This is a genomic window from Xanthobacter pseudotagetidis (assembly GCF_043194795.2).
Taxonomy (GTDB): domain Bacteria; phylum Pseudomonadota; class Alphaproteobacteria; order Rhizobiales; family Xanthobacteraceae; genus Xanthobacter; species Xanthobacter tagetidis_A.
On record NZ_CM195534.1, the window covers coordinates 517,478 to 537,601 of the forward strand.

The 20,124-nt window shown below is 72.6% G+C and carries 16 protein-coding genes; 9 read left to right on the top strand and 7 right to left on the bottom strand.

From position 1 onward, the window contains the following. Positions 1-15: 15 nt before the first annotated feature. The 3 genes from V5F67_RS02380 to dnaQ are packed head-to-tail and all read left to right on the top strand — an operon-like array spanning position 16 to position 2,208. Positions 16-864 (top strand): shikimate dehydrogenase, encoded by an 849-nt coding sequence (locus V5F67_RS02380; protein WP_394021434.1) that lies wholly within the window; start codon positions 16-18, stop codon positions 862-864. A gap of 3 nt (positions 865-867) precedes the next feature. After that, positions 868-1,464 (top strand): dephospho-CoA kinase, encoded by a 597-nt coding sequence (gene coaE / locus V5F67_RS02385; RefSeq protein ID WP_394021433.1) that lies wholly within the window; start codon positions 868-870, stop codon positions 1,462-1,464. 12 nt (positions 1,465-1,476) lie between these two features. Continuing rightward, a complete protein-coding gene (gene dnaQ / locus V5F67_RS02390) occupies positions 1,477-2,208 on the top strand; it encodes a DNA polymerase III subunit epsilon (RefSeq protein WP_394021432.1) in 732 nt (243 codons plus the stop codon). Positions 2,209-2,396: 188 nt separating this feature from the next. On the opposite strand, the gene V5F67_RS02395 is transcribed toward dnaQ, so the two are convergent. After that, positions 2,397-4,412 (bottom strand): thioredoxin domain-containing protein, encoded by a 2,016-nt coding sequence (locus tag V5F67_RS02395; protein WP_394021431.1) that lies wholly within the window; start codon positions 4,410-4,412, stop codon positions 2,397-2,399. 150 nt (positions 4,413-4,562) lie between these two features. Between V5F67_RS02395 and mnmE the strand changes: the two genes are divergently transcribed. From mnmE to V5F67_RS02420, 5 genes are all read left to right on the top strand, one after another. Further along, a complete protein-coding gene (mnmE, locus tag V5F67_RS02400; RefSeq protein WP_394021430.1) occupies positions 4,563-5,870 on the top strand; it encodes a tRNA uridine-5-carboxymethylaminomethyl(34) synthesis GTPase MnmE in 1,308 nt (435 codons plus the stop codon). Positions 5,871-6,235: 365 nt separating this feature from the next. Next, positions 6,236-8,113, top strand: a complete 1,878-nt coding sequence (gene mnmG, locus V5F67_RS02405; RefSeq protein WP_394021429.1) for a tRNA uridine-5-carboxymethylaminomethyl(34) synthesis enzyme MnmG — start codon at positions 6,236-6,238, stop codon at positions 8,111-8,113. A 137-nt stretch (positions 8,114-8,250) separates the two neighbouring features. Beyond that, on the top strand, positions 8,251-8,958 hold the full coding sequence (rsmG, locus tag V5F67_RS02410) for a 16S rRNA (guanine(527)-N(7))-methyltransferase RsmG (protein ID WP_394021428.1): 708 nt from the start codon (positions 8,251-8,253) through the stop codon (positions 8,956-8,958). Then, on the top strand, positions 8,955-9,806 hold the full coding sequence (locus V5F67_RS02415; protein ID WP_394021427.1) for a ParA family protein: 852 nt from the start codon (positions 8,955-8,957) through the stop codon (positions 9,804-9,806). Before rsmG ends, V5F67_RS02415 begins: the two co-directional genes overlap by 4 nt. 96 nt (positions 9,807-9,902) lie before the next feature. Then, positions 9,903-10,793 carry a ParB/RepB/Spo0J family partition protein gene (locus V5F67_RS02420; protein ID WP_394021426.1) on the top strand — a complete coding sequence of 297 codons (891 nt, stop codon included), beginning with the start codon at positions 9,903-9,905 and terminating at the stop codon, positions 10,791-10,793. Between the two features lie 354 nt (positions 10,794-11,147). Here the strand turns inward: V5F67_RS02420 and V5F67_RS02425 are convergent, their stop codons facing one another. From V5F67_RS02425 to V5F67_RS02435, 3 genes are all read right to left on the bottom strand, one after another. Further along, the gene (locus V5F67_RS02425; protein ID WP_394021425.1) at positions 11,148-13,814 is read right to left on the bottom strand and encodes a TIGR02302 family protein; all 2,667 of its coding nucleotides are present in this window, start codon (positions 13,812-13,814) and stop codon (positions 11,148-11,150) included. 148 nt (positions 13,815-13,962) lie between these two features. Beyond that, positions 13,963-14,673: an RluA family pseudouridine synthase gene (locus V5F67_RS02430; RefSeq protein ID WP_394021454.1), complete on the bottom strand. Its 711-nt coding sequence runs from the start codon at positions 14,671-14,673 to the stop codon at positions 13,963-13,965. A gap of 43 nt (positions 14,674-14,716) precedes the next feature. Continuing rightward, complete coding sequence (locus V5F67_RS02435; protein WP_394021424.1) at positions 14,717-15,325, bottom strand: O-acetyl-ADP-ribose deacetylase; 609 nt, start codon at positions 15,323-15,325, stop codon at positions 14,717-14,719. 119 nt (positions 15,326-15,444) lie between these two features. On the opposite strand from V5F67_RS02435, the gene V5F67_RS02440 reads away from it, so the two are divergent. Then, on the top strand, positions 15,445-15,969 hold the full coding sequence (locus V5F67_RS02440) for a hypothetical protein (protein WP_394021423.1): 525 nt from the start codon (positions 15,445-15,447) through the stop codon (positions 15,967-15,969). 190 nt (positions 15,970-16,159) lie between these two features. Here V5F67_RS02440 and V5F67_RS02445 read toward each other — a convergent pair whose 3' ends face one another. Genes V5F67_RS02445 through cobS form a run of 3 tightly spaced genes read right to left on the bottom strand, consistent with a single transcriptional unit; the run spans position 16,160 to position 20,124 of the window. Beyond that, the gene (locus tag V5F67_RS02445; protein WP_394021422.1) at positions 16,160-17,197 is read right to left on the bottom strand and encodes an esterase-like activity of phytase family protein; all 1,038 of its coding nucleotides are present in this window, start codon (positions 17,195-17,197) and stop codon (positions 16,160-16,162) included. 8 nt (positions 17,198-17,205) lie between these two features. Continuing rightward, positions 17,206-19,089: a cobaltochelatase subunit CobT gene (gene cobT, locus V5F67_RS02450; RefSeq protein WP_394021421.1), complete on the bottom strand. Its 1,884-nt coding sequence runs from the start codon at positions 19,087-19,089 to the stop codon at positions 17,206-17,208. A 51-nt stretch (positions 19,090-19,140) separates the two neighbouring features. Beyond that, positions 19,141-20,124, bottom strand: a complete 984-nt coding sequence (gene cobS, locus V5F67_RS02455; protein ID WP_394021420.1) for a cobaltochelatase subunit CobS — start codon at positions 20,122-20,124, stop codon at positions 19,141-19,143.

Genomic DNA, 20,124 nt, shown 5'->3' on the forward strand with positions numbered 1-20,124 from the left:
GATGAGGATCGGACGATGACCATCAGGGTCTGCATCACCGGCCAGCCGGTCAGCTATTCCCGCTCGCCGCTGCTGCACGGCTTCTGGCTGAAGGAGCACGGCATCGACGGCTTCTATGGCCGCGAGGAGGTGCCGCCCGACACCGCCGCCGATTTCTACCGCTCGCTCGCCGCGCGCGGCTATGCCGGCTGCAACGTCACGGCGCCGAACAAGGAGATCGCCTTCTCGGTGCTCGACGAGGCGGACCCCTCCGCCGTCGCCCTCGGGGCGGCGAACACCCTGTGGCTGGAGGACGGCCGGCTCTGCGGCGCCAATACCGACGGCTACGGCTTCCTCGCCAATCTCGACGCCACCGTGCCCGGCTGGGAGGGCGCGCGGCGGCTGGCTTTGGTGCTCGGCGCGGGAGGCGCCTCGCGCGCCGTGGTGCGCGGCCTCGTGGAGCGCGGCTTCGAGCGGGTGCTGCTGGTGAACCGCACGCTGGCGCGGGCCGAGGAGGTGGCGAAGCCCTTTCCCGGCAAGGTTCACCCCAAGGGCTGGGAGGCGGTGCCGGCGGCGCTCGCGGCGGCCGACATCCTCGTCAACACCACCAGCCTCGGCATGAAGGGCGCCGAGCCCATGGCTATCGACCTGTCGCCGCTCAGGGACGAGGCGGTGGTGAGCGACGTGGTCTATGTTCCGCTCGTCACGCCGCTGCTGAAGCTTGCGCGGGCGCGCGGGCTGCGCACGGTGGACGGGCTCGGCATGCTGCTGCACCAGGGCGTGCCCGGCTTCGAGCGCTGGTTCGGCGTGCGGCCCGAGGTGAGCGACGCGCTGCGCGCGGTCATCATCGAGGACCTTCGCGCCAAGGGCCAGCTGGAGGCCTGAACGGTGTGGACCCTCGGCCTCACCGGCTCCATCGGCATGGGCAAGTCCGCCACCGCCGCCATGTTCCGCGACCTGGGCGTGCCGGTGCACGACGCCGATGCCGCCGTGCACCTTCTCTATGCCGGGGCGGCGGTGGCGCCGGTGGAGGCGGCGTTTCCCGGCGTGACCCGCGACGGCGCCATCGACCGCCCGGCCTTGTCGGCGCGGGTGCTGAACGACGCGGCGGCCATGGCGCGGCTGGAGGCCATCGTTCATCCGCTGGTGCGGGCGGAAGAGAATAAATTCCTAGACGCCGCCCGGCGCGCCGGCGCGCGGCTGGCGGTGCTCGACATCCCGCTTCTGTTCGAGACCGGCGGCGACCGGCGCGTCGACGCGGTGGCGGTGGTGAGCGCGCCGATAGCTGTGCAGCGCGCCCGCGTTCTCGACCGGCCGGGGATGACGGAGGCGCGTTTCGAGGCCATCCTCGCCAAGCAGATGCCGGATGCCGAGAAGCGCCGCCGCGCCCATTTCGTCATCGACACCGGCCGCGGCTTCGAGGCGGCGCGCCATCAGGTCGAGGGCGTGGCGCGGGCGCTCGCCGGGCCCGGCCGGAGGGGATGAGGGACCACAGGCATGCGTGAGATCGTGCTCGACACCGAGACCACCGGCCTCGAGGCCCACGGCGGCGACCGGGTGGTGGAGATCGGCTGCGTGGAGATGGTGAACCGCATCCTCACCGGCAACGTCTTCCACGTCTACATCAACCCCGAGCGCGACATGCCGGTGGAAGCCTTCAACGTGCACGGGCTTTCCTCCGAATTCCTGTCCGACAAGAAGAAGTTCCTGGAGATCGCCGACGAATTCATCGAATTCATCCAGGACGACACCTTGGTCATCCACAACGCCGCCTTCGACATCGGCTTCCTCAATGCCGAGCTGGAGCGCGCCGGCCGCCCGGTGATCGCCCGCGACCGGGTGGTGGACACGCTGGCGCTGGCGCGGCGCAAGCATCCCGGCGGCGGCAACCGCCTCGACGATCTGATGAACCGCTACGGCATCGACAGCTCGCGCCGGGTGAAGCACGGCGCGCTGCTCGACGCCGAGCTGCTGGCCGAGGTCTATGGCGAGCTGCTGGGCGGCAAGCAGGCGAGCCTCATCGGCCTGGTGGAGGACGTGTCGGAAGCGCCGCGCCTGGTGTCCGCCGTCGCCGTCGCCGCCCGGCCCCGTCCCGCCCCCCTGCCCGCCCGCGTCACCGCCGCCGAGGCGGAGGCTCACGCCACCTTCGTGGCCGGGCTCGGCGACAAGGCGATCTGGCTGACCTACGACGCGCGCGATGCGGCCGCGCCGGACAAGGCGGCCGGCTGAGCGTTTCGACAATCAAAAGTTGTCGAATTTCCCGTCACCATCGAAAAAATCGATCGCGTAGGAAGGCCCAGGGCGGCCGAACGCACTTTCGTCCGAGGCGAAGGTCGTCCGGCGGAAAACGCCCGCCGGCGACTCTCTGAGCGGATTTGAGAGGGGGCGGCATTCGCCCGCCGCCCGATCAGGGCGTTTCAGGCGGAAAATTCCGCCATCGCCCCCGCTATGCCTTCCGGAGACGTCAGCGGCAGCGAGCAGCGCTCGCCGACGCACACGAAGGCCGCGCCCTCGGCCGGCGCGGCGGCGGCGCGGGCGGCGGCGAGGCTGCCGGCGGGCAGATCGGCGGTGTCGGCGGCGCGCACCAGAACCCGGTTGAGGAACTCGGTCCTCAGCGCGGCAGCGGCGAAGGCCTCCCGCGTCGCCCCGGTCGCCACGATCTCGGCGAGGCGAAGCCGGGTGTCGATGGCGTTCAGCAGCGCGCCGTGGGAGAGCACGTTGCGCGCCGCCTCGCCCGAGAGGCCGGCGATGATGCGGTCCGCGCGGGCGCGCAGCGCGTCGTCCCCGGTCAGCGCCGCGAGCCGCACCAGGGCATCGGCGGCCACCGCGTTGTAGTTGGGGCTCGCCTCGTCGTGGCTGGAACGGGGGCGCAGGATCAGGTCTTCCGCATCGTCGGCGGTGAGGAAGTAGGCCCCCGTCCCGGCGTCGAGATGGTGCCGCTCCAGTGCCGCGAGCCAGGCGCCGGCCCGCGACAGCGGCTCCGCCGCACCCGTCGCCTCGTGGAGCGCGATGCCGGCCCGCGCCATGGCGGCGAGGTCGGAGGCGAGGCCGGGATGCACCGCCTTGCCGTCGCACCAGGAATGGCCGAGTCGGTCGCCGCGCGCCAGATGGCCGACCACCGCATCGAAGGCGCGCTGCGCCAGCGCCACCCAGGTGGGCTCACCGAGGAAGGCGCCGGCGCGCGCCAGCGCGGCGATCATCAGGCCGTTCCAGTCCGCCAGAACCTTGTCGTCCCGGCCCGGGCGCACGCGGGCGGCGCGGGCCTCCAGCAGGCGGTCGAGCATGGGGGCGAGGCGCGCCTCGTCCTCTTCGCTCACGTCGCCCGCATCGGTGCGGTTGAGGATGTTGCCGGCCTCCCAGTTGCCGGCCGGCGTCACGTCGTAGAGGCGGCAGAAGAAGGCGGCATCCTCGGCGCCGAGCAGGGCCTCGATCTCCTTGAACTGCCAGACATAGAACTTGCCCTCGTGGCCCTCGCTGTCGGCGTCGAGGCTGGCGGCGAAGGCGCCGCTTTCGGTGCGCATCTCGCGCGCGAGCCAGCCCACCGTGCGCCGGGCGCGGTCGAGGAACAGCGCGTCGCCGGTGTCGCGATGGGCCAGCGCCAGAAGCTCCAGGAGCTGGGCGTTGTCGTAGAGCATCTTCTCGAAGTGCGGCACGAACCAGATCTCGTCCACCGAATAGCGCGCGAAGCCGCCGCTCACATGGTCGTAGATGCCGCCCTCGCTCATGCGGTTGAGCGTGAAGGCGGCGAGCGCGCGCATCTGGGCGTTGCCGGTGCGGGCGCCGGCGCGCCACATCAGCTCCAGGAGGCTCGAATTGGGGAATTTCGGCGCCCCCTTCAGGCCGCCGTTGGCGCGGTCGAACACCTCGATCAGCTGGGTCGCCGCCTTGTCCATGTCGGCAAGGCCGATGGCCACCCCGTCCTTGGGCTGCGCCGCCTTGTGGAGGCGGGCGACGATGGCCTCGGTGTTGGCGCGGATCTTCTGCGGGTCGTCGCGATAGACCTCGGCGATCTGCTGCAGCACGTCGGCGAAGCCCGGCCGCCCGTAGCGCGCGGTGGGCGGGAAATAGGTGCCGCCCCAGAAGGGATTGCCGTCGGCGTCGAGGAACATGGTGAGCGGCCAGCCGCCGTGCTCGCCCAATTGGTGGAGCGCGGACATGTAGATCTGGTCCACCTCCGGGCGCTCCTCCCGGTCGACCTTGATGTTCACGAACAGCGCGTTCATGACCCCGGCGATCTGCGGGTCCTCGAAGCTCTCGTGCGCCATCACGTGGCACCAGTGGCAGGCGGCGTATCCCACCGAGAGCAGGACCGGCTTGCCGGCGCGCCTCGCCTCGGCGAACGGCTCCGGCCCCCAGGCCCACCAGTGCACCGGATTGTCCTTGTGCTGGAGCAGATAGGGGCTGGTCTCGGCGGCAAGGCGGTTCTCGCTCATGGCAACGTCCTCATGGCAACGTCTGAATGGCAAAGGCGGCGGGCGAAAAAGCCATCGGGCTGCCGATGGTGCCCGCCCTTCAGATATAAGGGCGCGGCCGGCGGCTGCAAACGCGCGCTGTCGGCCCCAGGGGCCCCCGAAGAGAGGCGCATGACGATGTTCGCGGACACCATCTTCGCCTTGTCCAGCGGCCGCCCGCCGAGCGGCGTCGCGGTGGTGCGGCTCTCCGGGCCGGGGGCGGGGGCGGCCGTCCGCGCGCTGTCCGGCGTGCTGCCGACGCCGCGCGCGGCCCGCTACGGCGCGCTGCGCGACCCGGCGACGGGGGAGGTTCTCGACCGGGGCCTCGCCCTGTTCTTTCCCGGCCCCGCCAGCGCCACCGGCGAGGACGTGGGCGAGCTGCACCTTCATGGCGGCCGCGCGGTGGTGGCGGCGGTGCTCAGGACGCTCGGCGCCCTGCCCGGCCTGCGCCCTGCCGGGGCCGGCGAGTTTACCCGCCGCGCCTTCGCCAACGGCAAGATGGACCTTTCGGAAGTGGAGGGCCTTGCCGATCTCGTGGCCGCCGAGACCGAGGCGCAGCGTCGCCAGGCGCTCGCGCTCGCCTCCGGCGCCCTCTCCCGCCGCATCGCCGACTGGCGCGCGGGGCTGGTCAAGGCGCTGGCGCTGGTGGAGGCCTCCATCGACTTCTCCGACGAGGGCGACGTGCCGGACGATCTGGTGGCTGAGGCGCGCGCGGTGATCGTCCCGCTGGCGGCGGCGGTGGAGGTCGCGGTGCGCGATGCCGGCCGCGGCGAGCGGGTGCGCGACGGCATCACGGTGGCGATCGCCGGGCCGCCCAATGCCGGCAAGTCGACGCTGCTGAACCTGATCGCCGGGCGGGACGCGGCCATCGTCTCCCCCATTCCCGGCACCACGCGCGACGTGCTGGAGGTGCATCTGGAGCTCGCCGGGCAGGCGGTGCTGCTGCTCGACACGGCGGGCCTGCGCGAGAGCGCGGATGCGGTGGAGCAGGAGGGCGTGCGGCGCGCCCTCGCCCGCGCCGAGGCGGCGGACCTGGTGCTCTGGCTCTCGGATGGGGCCGAAACGCCGCCCGCCGCGCTCGCCCGCGCCATCCGCGTGCGGACCAAGGCCGACCTCGGCGGCCCGCCTGTTCCGCCGGGGTGGATCGGCCTGTCCGCGCATTCCGGCGCCGGGATCGAGGCGCTGCTGGCCCGCCTGGAGGCCGAGGCGCAGGCGCTCGTCGGCGGCGAGCCGGCACTGGTCTCGCGCGCGCGCCAGCGGCTCGCTCTGGCCGAGGCCTCCGGCCACCTGGCACGCGCGGCCGGCGACTTCGGCGGCCGGGAGGAGCTTCGCGCCGAGGAGCTGCGGCTCGCCGCCCGCGCTCTCGACCGGGTGATCGGCCGGGTGGACGTGGAGGACGTGCTGGACGCGCTCTTCGGCGCCTTCTGCATCGGCAAGTGAGGCGGGAGGGCGGGGATGTTTCACGTGAAACATCCCCGAGCGACGGATGCGATGGGCTCCCTCCGGTCAAGCCGGCGGGCGACGGCGGGCGGCCAAAGGCCGAGTGGAAGCGGCGTCGTGGCTCTCCCTCTCCCTGCGCGGGAGCGGGTCGCGTCGCGCGGGGCGCATCCTATCTGAGCGGGTGACACCCCTCACCGTGCCCTCTCCCACAAGGGGAGAGGGGGCCAATGGTGGGGCTGGGGCCAGAAGCTGCGCTCGTGGCTCCTGAGCCGCGCCGAAGCGCCTCCCGCCTTGACGCGGCCCGAAAGCCGACGTTTCTCCTTTTTCAAGCCGCGCATCACCGCGCGCCTGGAATTTTGGAGCCCATGCCCACCGACGCCCCCCTGCCCGCCTTCGACGTGATCGTCGTGGGCGGCGGCCATGCCGGATGCGAGACCGCCGCCGCCGCCGCGCGGGCCGGCGCGCGCACGGCGCTGCTCACCCATGCCCGCGCCACCATCGGCGCCATGTCCTGCAATCCGGCCATCGGCGGGCTCGGCAAGGGCCATCTGGTGCGCGAGATCGATGCGCTGGATGGCCTCATGGGTCGGGTGGCGGATCAGGGCGGCATCCAGTTCCGCGTCCTCAACCGGCGCAAGGGACCGGCGGTGCGTGGCCCGCGCGCCCAGGCCGACCGCGCCCTCTATGCCCGCGCCATGCAGGCGGCGCTGGAGGCGCAGCCGGGCCTTTTCATCGTCGAGGGCGAGGCGGCGGATATGGAGGTGAAGGACGGAAGGCTCGCCGCGGTGATTCTCGCCGACGGCCGGCGCCTTGCCTGCGGCGCGGCGGTGCTCACCACCGGCACCTTCCTCAACGGCCTCATCCACATGGGCGAGGTGAGCTTTCCCGCCGGCCGCATGGGCGAGAAGCCGAGCCTCGGCCTCTCGCCGGCGCTGGCGCGGCTCGGCCTCTGCCTCGGCCGCCTGAAGACCGGCACGCCGCCGCGCCTCGATGGGCGCACCATCGACTGGGCGTCGCTGGAGATGCAGCAGGGCGACGCGGAGCCGGAGCCCTTCTCCGCCCTCACCACCCGCCTGCCGAACCCGCAGGTGGCCTGCGGCATCACCCGCACCACCGAGGCGACGCACGCGGTGATCCGCGCCAACCTCTCGCGCTCGGCCATGTATTCCGGCCGCATCGAGAGCACCGGGCCGCGCTACTGCCCGTCCATCGAGGACAAGATCGTCCGCTTCGGCGAGCGCGACGGGCACCAGATATTCCTGGAGCCGGAGGGGCTGGACGATCCCACCGTCTATCCCAACGGCGTCTCCACCTCCTTGCCGGAGGATGCGCAGCGGGCCCTGCTCGCCACCATTCCGGGGCTGGAGAAGGTGGCGATGCTGCGGCCCGGCTACGCCATCGAGTACGACCATGTGGACCCGCGCGAGCTTCAGCCCACCCTGGAGGCGAAGCGCGTCGCCGGGCTGTTCCTCGCCGGGCAGATCAACGGCACCACCGGCTATGAGGAGGCCGCCGCCCAGGGGCTGCTCGCCGGACTCAATGCCGCGCGCCGCGCCGGCGGGATGGACGGCGCGGCGGTGGACCGGGCCTCCGCCTATCTCGGCGTGATGGTGGACGACCTCGTCACCCGCGGCGTGAGCGAGCCCTACCGCATGTTCACCTCGCGCGCCGAATACCGCCTCACGCTGCGCGCCGACAATGCCGACCAGCGCCTGACCGCGCTCGGGCGCGACCTCGGCCTCGTGGGCGGCGAGCGGTGGTCGCACTTCACCCGCCGGAACGAGGCGCTGGAGGCGGCGCGCGCGCTGGCCCGCGGCCTCACGCTCACGCCCACCGAGGGCGCGCGGGCCGGCCTCGCCCTGAACCAGGACGGCCAGCGCCGCTCGGCCTTCGACCTGCTCGCCTATCCCGACATCGACCTGGCGCGCCTCGCCGCCATCTGGCCCGAGCTCGCTGCCCTGCCGGCGGACATCGCCGCGCAGGTGGAGACGGATGCGAAGTACGCCGTCTATCTGGAGCGGCAGGCGGCCGACATCGCCGTCCTGCGCCGAGACGAGGCGCTGGCCTTGCCCGACGACCTCGCCTTTGGCGACCTGCCGGGCCTGTCGAACGAGCTGAAGCAGAAGCTTGCCCGCGTGCGCCCGCGCACGGTGGGCCAGGCCGGCCGCATGGAGGGCATGACGCCGGCGGCGCTGGCGCTGCTCGTGACCCATGCGCGGAAGAGGGGCGCGGCGACCCGCTAGGCGCGGACCTCGCGCTGCGCAGGCTGTGGATCATGGGGACGGGCCGGCCTCCGGCGCGGCGGTCGCGGGGCTGGCACGGTTCGGTCGTTCCGGTCGGCGATGACGGCGCCGGTGGCGGATGGAAGGAATTGGCGTCCATGACGCAGGAGAAGGGCAAGGCCGAGGTCGCGGCGCTGGTTTCACGTGAAACATTCACGCGCCTGGAGGCCATCGCCGCCTTGCTCGCCAAGTGGCAGAAGACGCTGAACCTGGTCTCGCCCGCCACGCTGCCGGAGCTATGGAGCCGGCACATCGCCGACAGTTTGCAGCTCATTAACCATGTTCCGGAAAAAGCCCGGCGCTGGGTGGATCTCGGCTCCGGCGGCGGCTTCCCGGGCCTCGTCATCGCGGCGGTGATGGCCGAGCGCGCGGGCGCGCGCGTGGTGCTGGTGGAATCCGACACCCGCAAGGCCGCCTTCCTGCGCGAGGCGGCGCGGCAGGCCGGCCTGCCCGTGGAGGTCCAGGCGCGGCGCATCGAGGACGTGTCCGCCGCCCTCGCGCCCGGCACCGACGTGGTCTCCGCCCGCGCCCTCGCGCCCCTGCCGAAGCTGCTCGACCTCGCGGCGCCCTTCCTCGCCGAGGGGGCGCTGGGCCTGTTTCCGAAGGGCCGCGACGCCGAACGCGAATTGACCGAGGCGCGCAAAGGCTGGACACTCGATTTCGACCTCGCCCCGAGCCTCAGCGATCCCCACGGACGGATCCTGGTGGTGCGGTCGGCGAGACCAGAGGCGCCCGTCGTGGACGCCGGCCCGGACATCACACGTCAGGCACGCGCCCGCGACCGGGCGCCGAGGAACAGGCCATGACCGAGACCATCATCTCCCCGCTCTCCGACCGGGGCGCCGGCGCGCCGCCGCGCGTGCTCGCGCTCGCCAACCAGAAGGGCGGCGTCGGCAAGACCACCACGGCGATCAATCTCGGCACCGCGCTCGCCGCCATCGGCGAGAGCGTCCTGGTGGTGGACCTCGATCCCCAGGGCAACGCCTCCACCGGCCTCGGCATCGACCGGCGGGCGCGCAACCTCTCCACCTATGACGTGCTGGTGGGCGAGGCGACCCTGCGCGAGACCGTCATGGAGACCGGGGTGCCGTCGCTGCACGTGGCGCCGGCGACGCTGGACCTCTCGGGCGTGGAGCTGGAGATCGCCTCCGCGCGCGACCGCGCCTATCGCCTGCGCGCGGCGCTGGAGGCGCTCGCCGCCGACACGACGGGACCGGCCTATTCCTACGTGCTGATCGACTGCCCGCCCTCGCTGTCGCTGCTGACGGTGAACGCCATGGCGGCGGCCGACGCCATCCTGGTGCCGCTGCAGTGCGAGTTCTTCGCGCTGGAGGGCCTCTCCCAGCTGCTGAAGACCGTGGAGCAGGTGCGCACCGGCCTCAATCCCGACCTCACCATCCATGGCGTCGTGCTGACCATGTACGACGCCCGCAACAACCTGTCCGACCAGGTGGTCCAGGACGTGCGCCAGTTCATGGGCGACAAGGTCTACGAGACCGTGATCCCGCGCAACGTGCGGGTTTCCGAGGCGCCGTCCTACGGCAAGCCGGTGCTGCTCTACGACCTGAAGTGCGTCGGCTCCCAGGCCTATCTGCGCCTCGCCTCCGAGGTGATCCAGCGCGAGCGGGCGGCCCGTGCCCAGGCCGCTGCGTGAGCAGCGGTTCGCGCCCAGGCCGCTGCGTGAGCAGCGGTTCGCGCTCAGGCCGCTGCGTGACGCCGACCCCGCAGAACAAGAATAGGAATTTAGTCCATGGCGGATGAGACGCGCTCCCGGCTCGGCCGGGGCCTTGCGGCGCTGATCGGGGATGCGAACGATGCTCCTCCCGGCCGTCCCGGCGCGCCGGGGCGCGGCGCGGCGGGCGGTCCCCGGCGGGTGCCGATCGAGCACGTGCGGGCGAATCCGCGCAATCCGCGCCGCGCCTTCATGGAGGAGGGGCTGGAGGAGCTTACCGCCTCGATCCGCGAGAAGGGCATCATCCAGCCCATCGTCGTGCGCCCGCTCACCGCGCCCAACAGCTTCGAGATCGTCGCCGGCGAGCGCCGCTGGCGCGCCGCCCAGCGCGCGGCGCTGCACGAGGTGCCGGTGGTGGTGCTCGACCTCACCGACCGCGAGGCGCTGGAGATCGCCATCATCGAGAACGTCCAGCGCGCCGACCTCAACCCGGTGGAGGAGGCGCTGGGCTACGAGGCGCTGATGGGCGAGTTCAAGTACGGCCAGGCCGAGCTCGCCAAGGTGATCGGCAAGAGCCGCAGCCACATCGCCAACACGCTGCGCCTGCTGAAGCTGCCGGAAAGCGTGAAGGCCATGCTGGCGGACGGGCGCCTCACCGCCGGCCACGCCCGCGCGCTCGTCGGCGTGCCGGATGCCGAGCGGGTCGCCCGCGAGGTGGTGGAGAAGGGCCTCAACGTGCGCGACGTGGAGGCGCTCGGCAAGGTTCGTGCCGAGGTCGAGGGCCGGCTCGCGGGCAAGGCGGCGCCGGAGACCAAGAGCGCCGACGTGCGGGCGCTGGAGAAGCGCCTCGCCGACGCGCTCGGCCTCAAGGTCGCCATCGCCGGCAAGGGCGAGGCGGGCGAGCTGCGCATCCTCTATGCCAGCCTCGACCAATTGGACGACCTCTGCCGCAGGCTGGGGCTCGGTTAGGGGCCCGCAACGCCCTCGCCGCCTTTCACCGCCGTCATCCCCCGGCTGGTCCGGGGGACCACTTCGCGGCTGGTCTGACGCTTCGCTTTCGGCAGCCCACGAGCGGCACGGTGGATGCCCCGGATACGCCGGGGCATGACGGTGGTTTGGGTTTCGCGCGCCGCATTGCTTCTTCCCCGCCGTCGCCCTCCGACTTGATCGGAGGGCCCATGTCGCGGCCGGGCGCGACGAAGGAAGACGGCATGGATGCTCCGATCAAGCCGGAGCATGACGGTGGCTGAGACGGCAACGAACTTTCCGCCGCCCGCTTCGCGACCGGGCGCGGCGCCCTCGGGTCGCCCAGCGCCGCCCGCCTCACAGCCCCTTCAGCAGGCGCTCCAGATAGTCGAGCTCGATCTGCGGGCGCATGGGCTGCTCCAGGCGGCGGCGCAGCTCCTCCAGCACCCGGCGGGCGCGCTGGGCGTCCACCTCGTCGGGCACCTTCACGGTGAAGTCGTCGCCATAGTCCTGGCTGCGCAGCGGCCGGCCGAGCGGATCGACGCGCTGGGCGGCGTCCTCGCCGGGCCCGCCCGGGCCGGGGCCGCGGTCGTTGCCCTGCTGGGCCTGGGCCAGCGACTGCGCGCCCTGGCGCAGCGCCTGGAGCGCGCGGCCCTCGGCGTCGAGCGCGCCCTGCCCGTCGCCGCGGCCGAGCGCCTCCTCGGCCTCGCGCATGGCCTGCTCGGCGCGGCCGAGCTGGTCGCCGGCGCGGGCCATGTCGTCCTGCTCCTGCCCCTGCCCCTGGCCGCCGTCGCCCTGCTGCCCCTGGCCTTGTCCCTGCTGGCCGGGCTGCATGCGGCGCAGCTGGTCGAGCATGCGGCCGAGCCGTCGCCGCAGGTCCTGCTGGCCCTGCTGGAGCTGGTCGAAGCCCTCCTGGCCCTCACCGTTCTCGCCCTGCCGGCCTTGCTGCCCCTGCTGGCCGCGTTGCCCGCGCTGGCCCTGCTGGCCTTCCTGCCCCTGGCGGAAGGTGCGGTCGCGCAGGCGCTGCTGCTCCTGGATCATGGCGCCGAGCTCGCTCTGCTGCTGCTGGCCCTGCTGCCCGCGCCCGGCCTGGCGGTTGCCCGGACGCATGTTCTCCATCATGGCCTGGAGCTGGTCGAGCAGCTCGCGCGCCGCCTCCTTGTTGCCGGAGCGGGCGAGGTCCTCGATGCGGTCCAGCATCTTCTGCAGGTCCTGGGGCCGCATGATGCGGGTGTTCTGGTCCAGCGGCCGGTCGTTGGCGCCGCGGTCGCGCATGGCCTGCTCGGCCATCTGGCGCATCATGCGCTCCATGGCGGCGCGCAGGTCCTGCGTCAGCTTGCGGATCTCCTCGTCGCTGGCGCCGCGCTCCAGCGCCTCGCGCAGCGCCTCCTGCGCCGCCTTCAGCGCGCGCTCGGCGTCGGTGAGGGTGCCGTCCTCGATCCGCACCGCCATGTCCCACAGATAGTCGACCAGAGCGCGCAGGTCGGCGTCGTTGCGGGCGCCGCGGGCCATGGCGAGGCCGGTGCGCAGGCCGAGATACTCGCTCATGTCGGGCTTGAACTTCTGCGGCTCGTCGGTGAGCGCGGTCAGCACGTTCACCAGCCGGCGGCGGCTGGAGGGATCGAGCGCGAGCCGGCGGCGCTCGTCCACCAGCGCCTTGGCGAGCGGCTTGGTGAAGGCGCGCTGCGGCAGGCGGAAGGTCTTGGTCTCGCTGACGCTTTCGTTGCCGGCCTCGTCCTTGGCCTTGAGCGTGATGGCGACCGTGGCGCCGGCCCAGGGGTGGGCCACCAGGTCCTTGGTGGTCTGGGCGGCGCCGGAGCGGCCGCCCGAGGGCAAGGTGAGCTTCACCTCGGGCGCCGGCACCAGCGGCTTCGGCGCCACCTTCGGCACGCTCGATCCCGGGCGAGGGAAGAAGGGCGCCTCGGGCACGGCCGGCACCAGGACGGCGTCGGCCTCCTTGATCCCGTAATCGTCCTCGATCCGATAAGCGAGCACCGTGGTGTTGCGCAGCCCCACCTGCGGGTCCTTGGCGAAGGCGATGGAGGGCGGCGTGTCGGGCTGCACCTTGAAGTGCCACATCAGCCGGCGCTGGTCCGGGCCGAGGAAGGAGACATCCGCATTCTCGCGGATGACGAAGCGCCGCTCCCCGCGCGCGGGGAGCGCGTCCGCCTGCGGCTTGGCGTCCTGCGGCTTGGCGTCTTTGGTCGCGTCCTGGGCCGTCGCCTGCGGCTTCTCCTCGGCGATGCCGCCGTCGAGCTTCAAAGCCTCGGTATCGATGCCGGCGGCGCGCACCACCAGCACGCTGCCGCTCGGCACCTGCAGCGCCAAAGCGTTGAGCGAGGTCGGGTCCTCCGAGCGCAGGCCCGGCAGCACCATGGGCGCGCGCCCGGTATAAGCGGGCGGGTCCACCCAGGCGTCGAGCCGGTAGGGCGTCGCCGGGGCGATGCCGCGCCAGTCGAAGGCGGCGCCGATGCGCCCCGCCCGGTCGCCGGCGGCGAAGAAGAAGGCGGCGATGAGGGCGAGGAGCGCCAGCGCGCGCACGGCGCGCGGGTCCTTGGCGGGCACCCCCGGCGCCGGCACGCCGGGATCGAGCCCGCGCGCGGCGGACAAGGCACGGGCGAGATGGGCGCGCCACAGCGCGGCGCCGACAGCGTCGTCCGGCTTGGTGGCGAGGGCGTCGGAAATGGCGGTGGCCGGCCGGTGGGCGCGCGCGCTCTTCCGGTCGAGCCGGGCGATGGCGTCCCTGCGGGTCGGCCATGCGAAGGACAGCAGCGGCCATGCGGCAAGAATCAGCGCCAGCGCGAACAGGGCCACGCCGGCGATGCGGCCATAGATCGGCAGGGACAGCCACAGCCCGGCCCACGAGACCGCGAGGAAGGCCGCCGCCACCACGCCGATGCGCACCAGGATCGGCCATGCCCGCTCCCAGGCGATGACCAGGCGCGCGCGCCCGACCGCCTTGGCGAGCAGGCCCTCGGGGCTCTCGGCGCGGCGCGGATGCTTGTTCTCGCGAGGCGTGGTCACGCAACCTCCATCACGCTGCGTCGGCGGGGAGCGTCGCCCGGCGACGGCCCCTGTTCGACAACCTTAACACGTAGCAAGGAACGGGCCAGCCGGAGCCGGCGAGGCGGGCCTTCACATGTGGGTCAGGCACATGTGGGGCACATGCGGGTCAGGCGCGCGCGGGCTTCGCCTGCGTCTGCGCCCACCGGTCGGCCGCCGCGCCGATCTCCTCCGGCACCAGGCCGAGCACGGAAAGGCTGGCGCAGATATGCGGCGGCAAAGGGGCGGTTGCCGCAACGGCCGGCCCGCTCTTCGCCAGCGGCACGCAGATGCGCCGGGAATGCAGGTGCAGCATCGGCCCGCCGGGCAGGCGCGAGGCGCCGCCATAGACGGCATCGCCCAGGATCGGGCAGCCTAGATGCGAGAGGTGCGCGCGCAGCTGGTGGGTGCGGCCGGTGACGGGGGAGAGCGCGAGCACGCTCAGATGATCGCCCCGGTGCAGCACCTTGAAGTCGGTGATGGCCTCCTGCGCCCCTGCCGTTCCCTTGGGCACCGCCTGCATCCACCAGCCGCGATGGGGCGAGCGCTTGGCCAGCGGCTGGTCGATGCGGCCCTCGTCCTCGGCGGGGGCGCCCTGCGTGACGGCCACATAGGTCTTGTCCACAGCGCCGGCGGCGAACAGCCTGCCCAGCAGCGCCAGCGCCTTGGGGTGGCGGCCGAGCACCAGGCAGCCGGAGGTGTCCTTGTCGAGCCGGTGGGCAAGCTCGGGCGCGCGCGGCAGGCCGAAGCGCAGTGCGTCGAGATGGTCCGCCAGCGTTTCCCCGCCCTTCGGCCCCTTGTGGACCGGCAGCCCCGCCGGCTTGTCGACGATCAGCATCATGCCGTCGCGGTGGAGGACCGGCACCGGCGGCGCCGCCTCGGCCTCACGGGGCGGGATCGGCGCGGAGCTTGAGGGAGAGGGGCTCGAGGGAGATCGGCTCGAGGCCTTGGGCGCGGAGGGCGGCATGGTGCAGGTTCGCGGAGCCTTGCGAGAAGCAGCAGAAGACGACGCGCGTCACGAGCGCCCGTGCGCGAACATGGTCGAGCACGGCCGCCGCCGCAAGCGGCGCCGCCCGCTCGGCCGGAAAGCCATAGACGCCGGTGGAGATGGCGGGGAAGGCGATGGAGCCGAGGCCCGCCGCCTCGGCGAGGGCGAGGCTTTCGCGGTAGCAGCGCGCGAGCAGCGCATCCTCCCCCGCCCCGCCGCCCTGCCAGACCGGCCCCACGGTGTGGATCACGTGCCGCGCCTTCAGCCGGAAGCCGGGGGTGAGGCGCGCCTCGCCGGTGGGGCAGCCGCCGAGCGTGCGGCAATAGGCGAGCAACTCCGGCCCGGCGGCGCGGTGGATCGCCCCGTCCACCCCGCCGCCGCCCAACAGCGATGAATTGGCGGCGTTGACGATCGCGTCCAGCGCCAGGGCGGTGATGTCGCCGAGCCGGACCTCGACGCGCGTTTCGCCGGCCTGGAAGGCGGCGAGGGTCCGGTCCGTGCCCATGATGCGCCCCCCTCCCTCTGCGCCCGTCTTACCGCCGACGCAATCCGGTGAAATAGCCATGACTTTCAAGGTGGTGCGCCTGGCGCGCCGATCAAGCCCAGCAACGGAGGAACGACAGGATGGCCCATCCGCGCAAGACCGAGCAGCGCGTGCTCACCGCCGACGAGCTGGGCTTCGTCGACCAGACCCGCCAGCCGGCCATCGGCATGCTGCCCGACGCCGACCTGCATGCCCTGGTGCGTCATCTGCGCGAGCGCCGCGAGCGCGCGCTCACGATCGCCAACAACCAGCGCCGCGCCATGCGCGGCAAGGGCGGACGCGGCGAGGCGGCCTATGACAAGGCCGATGCCGGCAACCGCCAGAAGGCGTCGGTGCTCAACGACGCCCTCACCCGCGCCCGGCGCGAGGTGAAGCGGCGCGAGGCCGAGGCGTCCCGCACCGAGCTGGTGGCGAACGCCCATCGCGCCCTGGAGCTGAAGCGCGATTCCAAGCGCGCCACGCGTCCGGCCAACCTGCCGCGCGCCAATGAGGGCATGCGCGCCAAGGCGCGCACCCGCGTCGATCCCATCGGCGCCGCCGGCGAGGCCGGCCGCGTCACCAAGTTCGTGGCGGTGGCGCAGGCCAAGAAGGATTCGCGCGGCTGACCGCGGCGCCGTCACGGCCGGGCCGGCTGCACGGACCGCCGGCGGCCGGCGGAACGGAGCGTGAAAGGGCGGCGCGGGGCGATTCGGGCGCGCTCCGTTCTCCCGCCGTTCCGGCCGCCGGCCCGGCATCGTCCCGCGACGGGACATGCGCGGCCCTCATGCCGTCGGTGGCGGCGCCAAGGGGGCGCGCTCAGTCCGCCAGCAGCGCGAAGCGCAGCAGGACGGTGCGCTGGAGCGGGTTGAAATTGTCGTCGGAGACGATCGTCAGCAGCGTCTCGCCGGCCGCGTTGCGCGTCACCGCGAGCCCTTCCATGTTGTCGATCTGGTAGCCCATGTCGAAGGTGCCGAGCACCTCGCCGTCGATCACCGCGCCCGGCTTCACGGCGGCGAGCGGGAAGCGCCGCAGGCGCATCTTCACGCCGGTCGCGCGGGTGTAGTGGCGCTCCAGCAGGATCACGTCGCCGTCCGGCGTCACCGCCGCGTCGGTGGCGGCGAAGGCGTCGCGCCGGCGCACCGAGAAGGTGCCCGGCCGGGGGCCGCCGATGATGAAGCCGTCGAGCGCGTCGGCGCGCGTCGCCCCCTCCTCGGCGATGCCCACCAGCGCCCCCCGGAGCGGGCCTGACGGCACGAAGAACAGCGCCTCCAGGCCCTTGTTCACGGAGAGGCCGCGGATCGCCGGGGCCTCCACCGGGACGCCGGCCGCGCCCAGGGGCGAGCGCGGATAGCGCCAGATCTGGTTGCGTCCCTCGAAGCCCACATAGGCCGCGTCGCCCGACAGGGTCAGGCTCTCGGCGTCGCCCTGTCCGGAGCGCGCGAGCGGCGATCCCTTGTCGTCGCCGATGGCGATGGCGCTCACGTCGGCGAGGCCGACCGGCAGGTCGCCGTCGACGACCAGCCGCCCTTCGAGGAACAGGCCGGCGTCGGTCACGGCCAGGAAGCGCCCGCCGTCGCCGTCGAGCGCGAAGCCGGAGATGCCGCCGAAGCCGGCAAAGGCCGAGGAGAGCACCAGCCCGCCCCGGAACTCCAGGGGCCCGAACCGATGGTCCTGGGAACCGAAGGCGAAGCTTTTCACCGGCAGCGCGTCCACCGCCACCGGCACCTTTTCCTGCGGCAGGGCGCCGGGCTTGGTGAAGGCGGCGGCGAGCGCGATGACAGCGAGAAGCGCCGCCGCTGCACCGAGCGTGGCCCGCGCCGGGCCGAAAAGACGCCGGGCGCCGCGCGCGGTCACGTCCCGCCTCAGTGCAGCCGGCCGCGGCCGCCGCCGGCGTCGTCGCCGAACAGCTCGGCGAGCTTCTCGGTCATGGCGCCGCCCAGCTCCTCGGCGTCGACGATGGTGACGGCGCGCTTGTAGTAGCGCGTCACGTCATGGCCGATGCCGATGGCGATCAGTTCCACCGGCGAGCGGTTCTCGATCTGGGCGATGATGTGCCTCAGGTGCCGCTCCAGATAGTTTCCGGCGTTCACGGAGAGGGTGGAATCGTCCACCGGCGCGCCGTCGGAGATCATCATCAGGATGCGCCGGGATTCGGTGCGCGCGAGCAGGCGCTGGTGCGCCCAGTCGAGTGCCTCGCCGTCGATGTTCTCCTTCAGCAGCCCCTCGCGCATCATCAGCCCGAGATTGCGCCGGGCACGGCGCCATGGGGCGTCAGCGGACTTGTAGATGATGTGCCGCAGGTCGTTGAGGCGCCCCGGCCCGGCCGGCTTGCCGGCGGCGAGCCAGGCCTCGCGCGACTGCCCGCCCTTCCAGGCTCTTGTGGTGAAGCCCAGCACCTCCACCTTCACGCCGCAGCGCTCCAGCGTGCGGGCGAGGATGTCGGCGCAGGTGGCGGCGACCGTGATCGGCCGCCCGCGCATGGAGCCGGAATTGTCGATCAGCAGCGTCACCACCGTGTCGCGGAACTCGGTGTCGCGCTCGCGCTTGAAGGAGAGCGCGGCGGTGGGATCCGTCACCACGCGCGAGAGCCGCGCCGGGTCGAGGATGCCCTCCTCCAGGTCGAACTCCCAGGCCCGGTTCTGCTGGGCGAGAAGCTTGCGCTGGAGCCGGTTGGCGAGCCGCGCCACCACGCCCTGCAGGTGCGAGAGCTGCTTGTCGAGATAGGAGCGCAGCCGCGCCAGCTCCTCCGGGTCGCACAGCTCCTCGGCGGCGATCTCCTCGTCGAACTTGGTGGTGAAGGCGTGGTATTCCGGCCCCTTGTTGTCGTGGGTCATGGAGGGGCGCGGCTGCCAGGGCTCGGCCGGCTCGTCGCTGTCGCCCATGTCGTCGGCGTCGGGCACGTCCGCCGGCGGGGCGGCGTCGCTCTCCATGGCGCTCTCGGGCATCTCCTCCTGGGAGAGCTCGGCCTCCACCTCGGTGGCGCCCTGCTGGCCGTCGTCCTCGCGGGTCTCGCCGTCCTCGCCGCCCTGGTCGTCCTGGCCGCCCTCGCTCTCGGCGTCCTGGTCCTGGCTCTCGGAATCGAGCCCGCTCTCCTCGCCCATGTCGAGCGAGGCGAGAAGGTCGCGGGCGATCTCGCCGAACTTCTTCTGGTCGCCCATGCTCTCGGCGAAGCGGGAGAGGTCGCCGGCGGCGCGGTCCTCGATATAGTCGCGCCACAATTCGACGATCTTGCGCGCGTCGGGCGGCGGCGCCTCGCCGGTGAGGCGCTCGCGCACCATCAAGGCCACGGCGTCGGAGAGCGGCGCGTCGGCGCGGTCGGTGATGTCGGCATAGTTGCCGCGGTGGTAGCGGTCCGCGAGCATGGCAGAGAGGTTGGTCTTCATGCCCGCCATGCGGCTGCCGCCCAGCGCCTCCACGCGCGCCTGCTCCACCGCCTCGAACACCGCGCGGGCGGTGTCGCCGGAGGGCAGCATCTTGCGGTGGGTGGCGGGGTCGTGGCAGGCGAGGCGCAGCGCCAGCGAATCCGCATGGCCGCGCACGATCGCCGCGTCGTGCGGGGACAGGCGGCGCGGCGGCTCGGGCAGGCGCACCCGGTCCGGGCCCAGCGCCGGGCGCTCGGGCGCGAACGACACCTCGAACTCGGCCACGCCGGCCACCGCCTTGAAGCAGGCCGAGACCGCGCGCTTGAACGGCTCGACGGGCGCTTCCTTGGGACCCTTGGAGGTGGTGCGGTTGGTCGGGGCCATGTCCGGCTCTTCGGCAGCGGACGGCCCGGCTCTCGGCCGGGCGCGTCGGGATCAGGAGAGGGCGACGTTCACCGTGCTTTCGGGCAGTTCCTGCCCGAAGCAGCGCTGGTAGAACTCGGCCACCAGCGGCCGCTCCAGCTCGTCGCACTTGTTGAGGAACGTCACCCTGAGCGCGAAGGCGATGTCGCGGAAGATCTCCGCGTTCTCGGCCCAGGTGATGACGGTGCGCGGGCTCATCACGGTGGAGAGGTCGCCGTTGATGAACGCCGAGCGCGTCAGGTCGGCGAGCCGCACCATGCGGTTGGCGGTGTCGCGGCCCTCCGGCGTGCGCAGGTGCTTCGCCTTGGCGAGGATGATGTCCACTTCCTTGTCGTGGGCGAGATAGTTCAGCGTGGTGACGATGGACCAGCGGTCCATCTGCGCCTGGTTGATCTGCTGGGTGCCGTGATAGAGCCCGGTGGTGTCGCCGAGCCCGATGGTGTTGGCGGTGGCGAACAGGCGGAAGGCGGGGTGGGGGCGGATCACCCGGCTCTGGTCGAGCAGGGTCAGGCGCCCCGAGCTCTCCAGCACGCGCTGGATCACGAACATCACGTCCGGGCGGCCGGCGTCGTACTCGTCGAACACCAAGGCGACGTTGTTCTGGTAGGCCCAGGGCAGGATGCCGTCGCGGAACTCCGTCACCTGCATGCCGTCCTTGACGACGATGGCGTCCTTGCCGATCAGGTCGATGCGCGAGATGTGGCTGTCGAGGTTGATGCGCACGCACGGCCAGTTGAGGCGCGCCGCCACCTGCTCGATGTGCGAGGACTTGCCGGTGCCGTGATAGCCGGTGACCATCACCCGGCGGTTGTGGGCGAAGCCGGCGAGGATGGCGAGGGTGGTGGTGCGGTCGAACAGATAGTCCGCGTCGAGCTCGGGCACGTGCTCGTCCGGCTCGGAGAAGGCCGGCACCTCCATGTCGATGTCGATGCCGAAGGTCTGGCGCACCGACACCTTCATGTCCGGGGTGGGCGCTTGGGTCGCGGTGGCACTCAT

Excerpts from the sequence above, each read along its gene's own strand:
- mnmE (WP_394021430.1), top strand. The coding sequence starts at position 4,563 with ATGACGATGTTCGCGGACACCATCTTCGCCTTGTCCAGCGGCCGCCCG.
- V5F67_RS02440 (WP_394021423.1), top strand. The coding sequence starts at position 15,445 with ATGGCCCATCCGCGCAAGACCGAGCAGCGCGTGCTCACCGCCGACGAG.
- V5F67_RS02395 (WP_394021431.1), bottom strand. The coding sequence starts at position 4,412 with ATGAGCGAGAACCGCCTTGCCGCCGAGACCAGCCCCTATCTGCTCCAG.
- V5F67_RS02420 (WP_394021426.1), top strand. The coding sequence starts at position 9,903 with ATGGCGGATGAGACGCGCTCCCGGCTCGGCCGGGGCCTTGCGGCGCTG.
- V5F67_RS02380 (WP_394021434.1), top strand. The coding sequence starts at position 16 with ATGACCATCAGGGTCTGCATCACCGGCCAGCCGGTCAGCTATTCCCGC.
- V5F67_RS02415 (WP_394021427.1), top strand. The coding sequence starts at position 8,955 with ATGACCGAGACCATCATCTCCCCGCTCTCCGACCGGGGCGCCGGCGCG.
- dnaQ (WP_394021432.1), top strand. The coding sequence starts at position 1,477 with ATGCGTGAGATCGTGCTCGACACCGAGACCACCGGCCTCGAGGCCCAC.
- mnmG (WP_394021429.1), top strand. The coding sequence starts at position 6,236 with ATGCCCACCGACGCCCCCCTGCCCGCCTTCGACGTGATCGTCGTGGGC.
- V5F67_RS02430 (WP_394021454.1), bottom strand. The coding sequence starts at position 14,673 with ATGATGCTGATCGTCGACAAGCCGGCGGGGCTGCCGGTCCACAAGGGG.
- rsmG (WP_394021428.1), top strand. The coding sequence starts at position 8,251 with ATGACGCAGGAGAAGGGCAAGGCCGAGGTCGCGGCGCTGGTTTCACGT.
- cobS (WP_394021420.1), bottom strand. The coding sequence starts at position 20,124 with ATGAGTGCCACCGCGACCCAAGCGCCCACCCCGGACATGAAGGTGTCG.
- cobT (WP_394021421.1), bottom strand. The coding sequence starts at position 19,089 with ATGGCCCCGACCAACCGCACCACCTCCAAGGGTCCCAAGGAAGCGCCC.
- V5F67_RS02435 (WP_394021424.1), bottom strand. The coding sequence starts at position 15,325 with ATGGGCACGGACCGGACCCTCGCCGCCTTCCAGGCCGGCGAAACGCGC.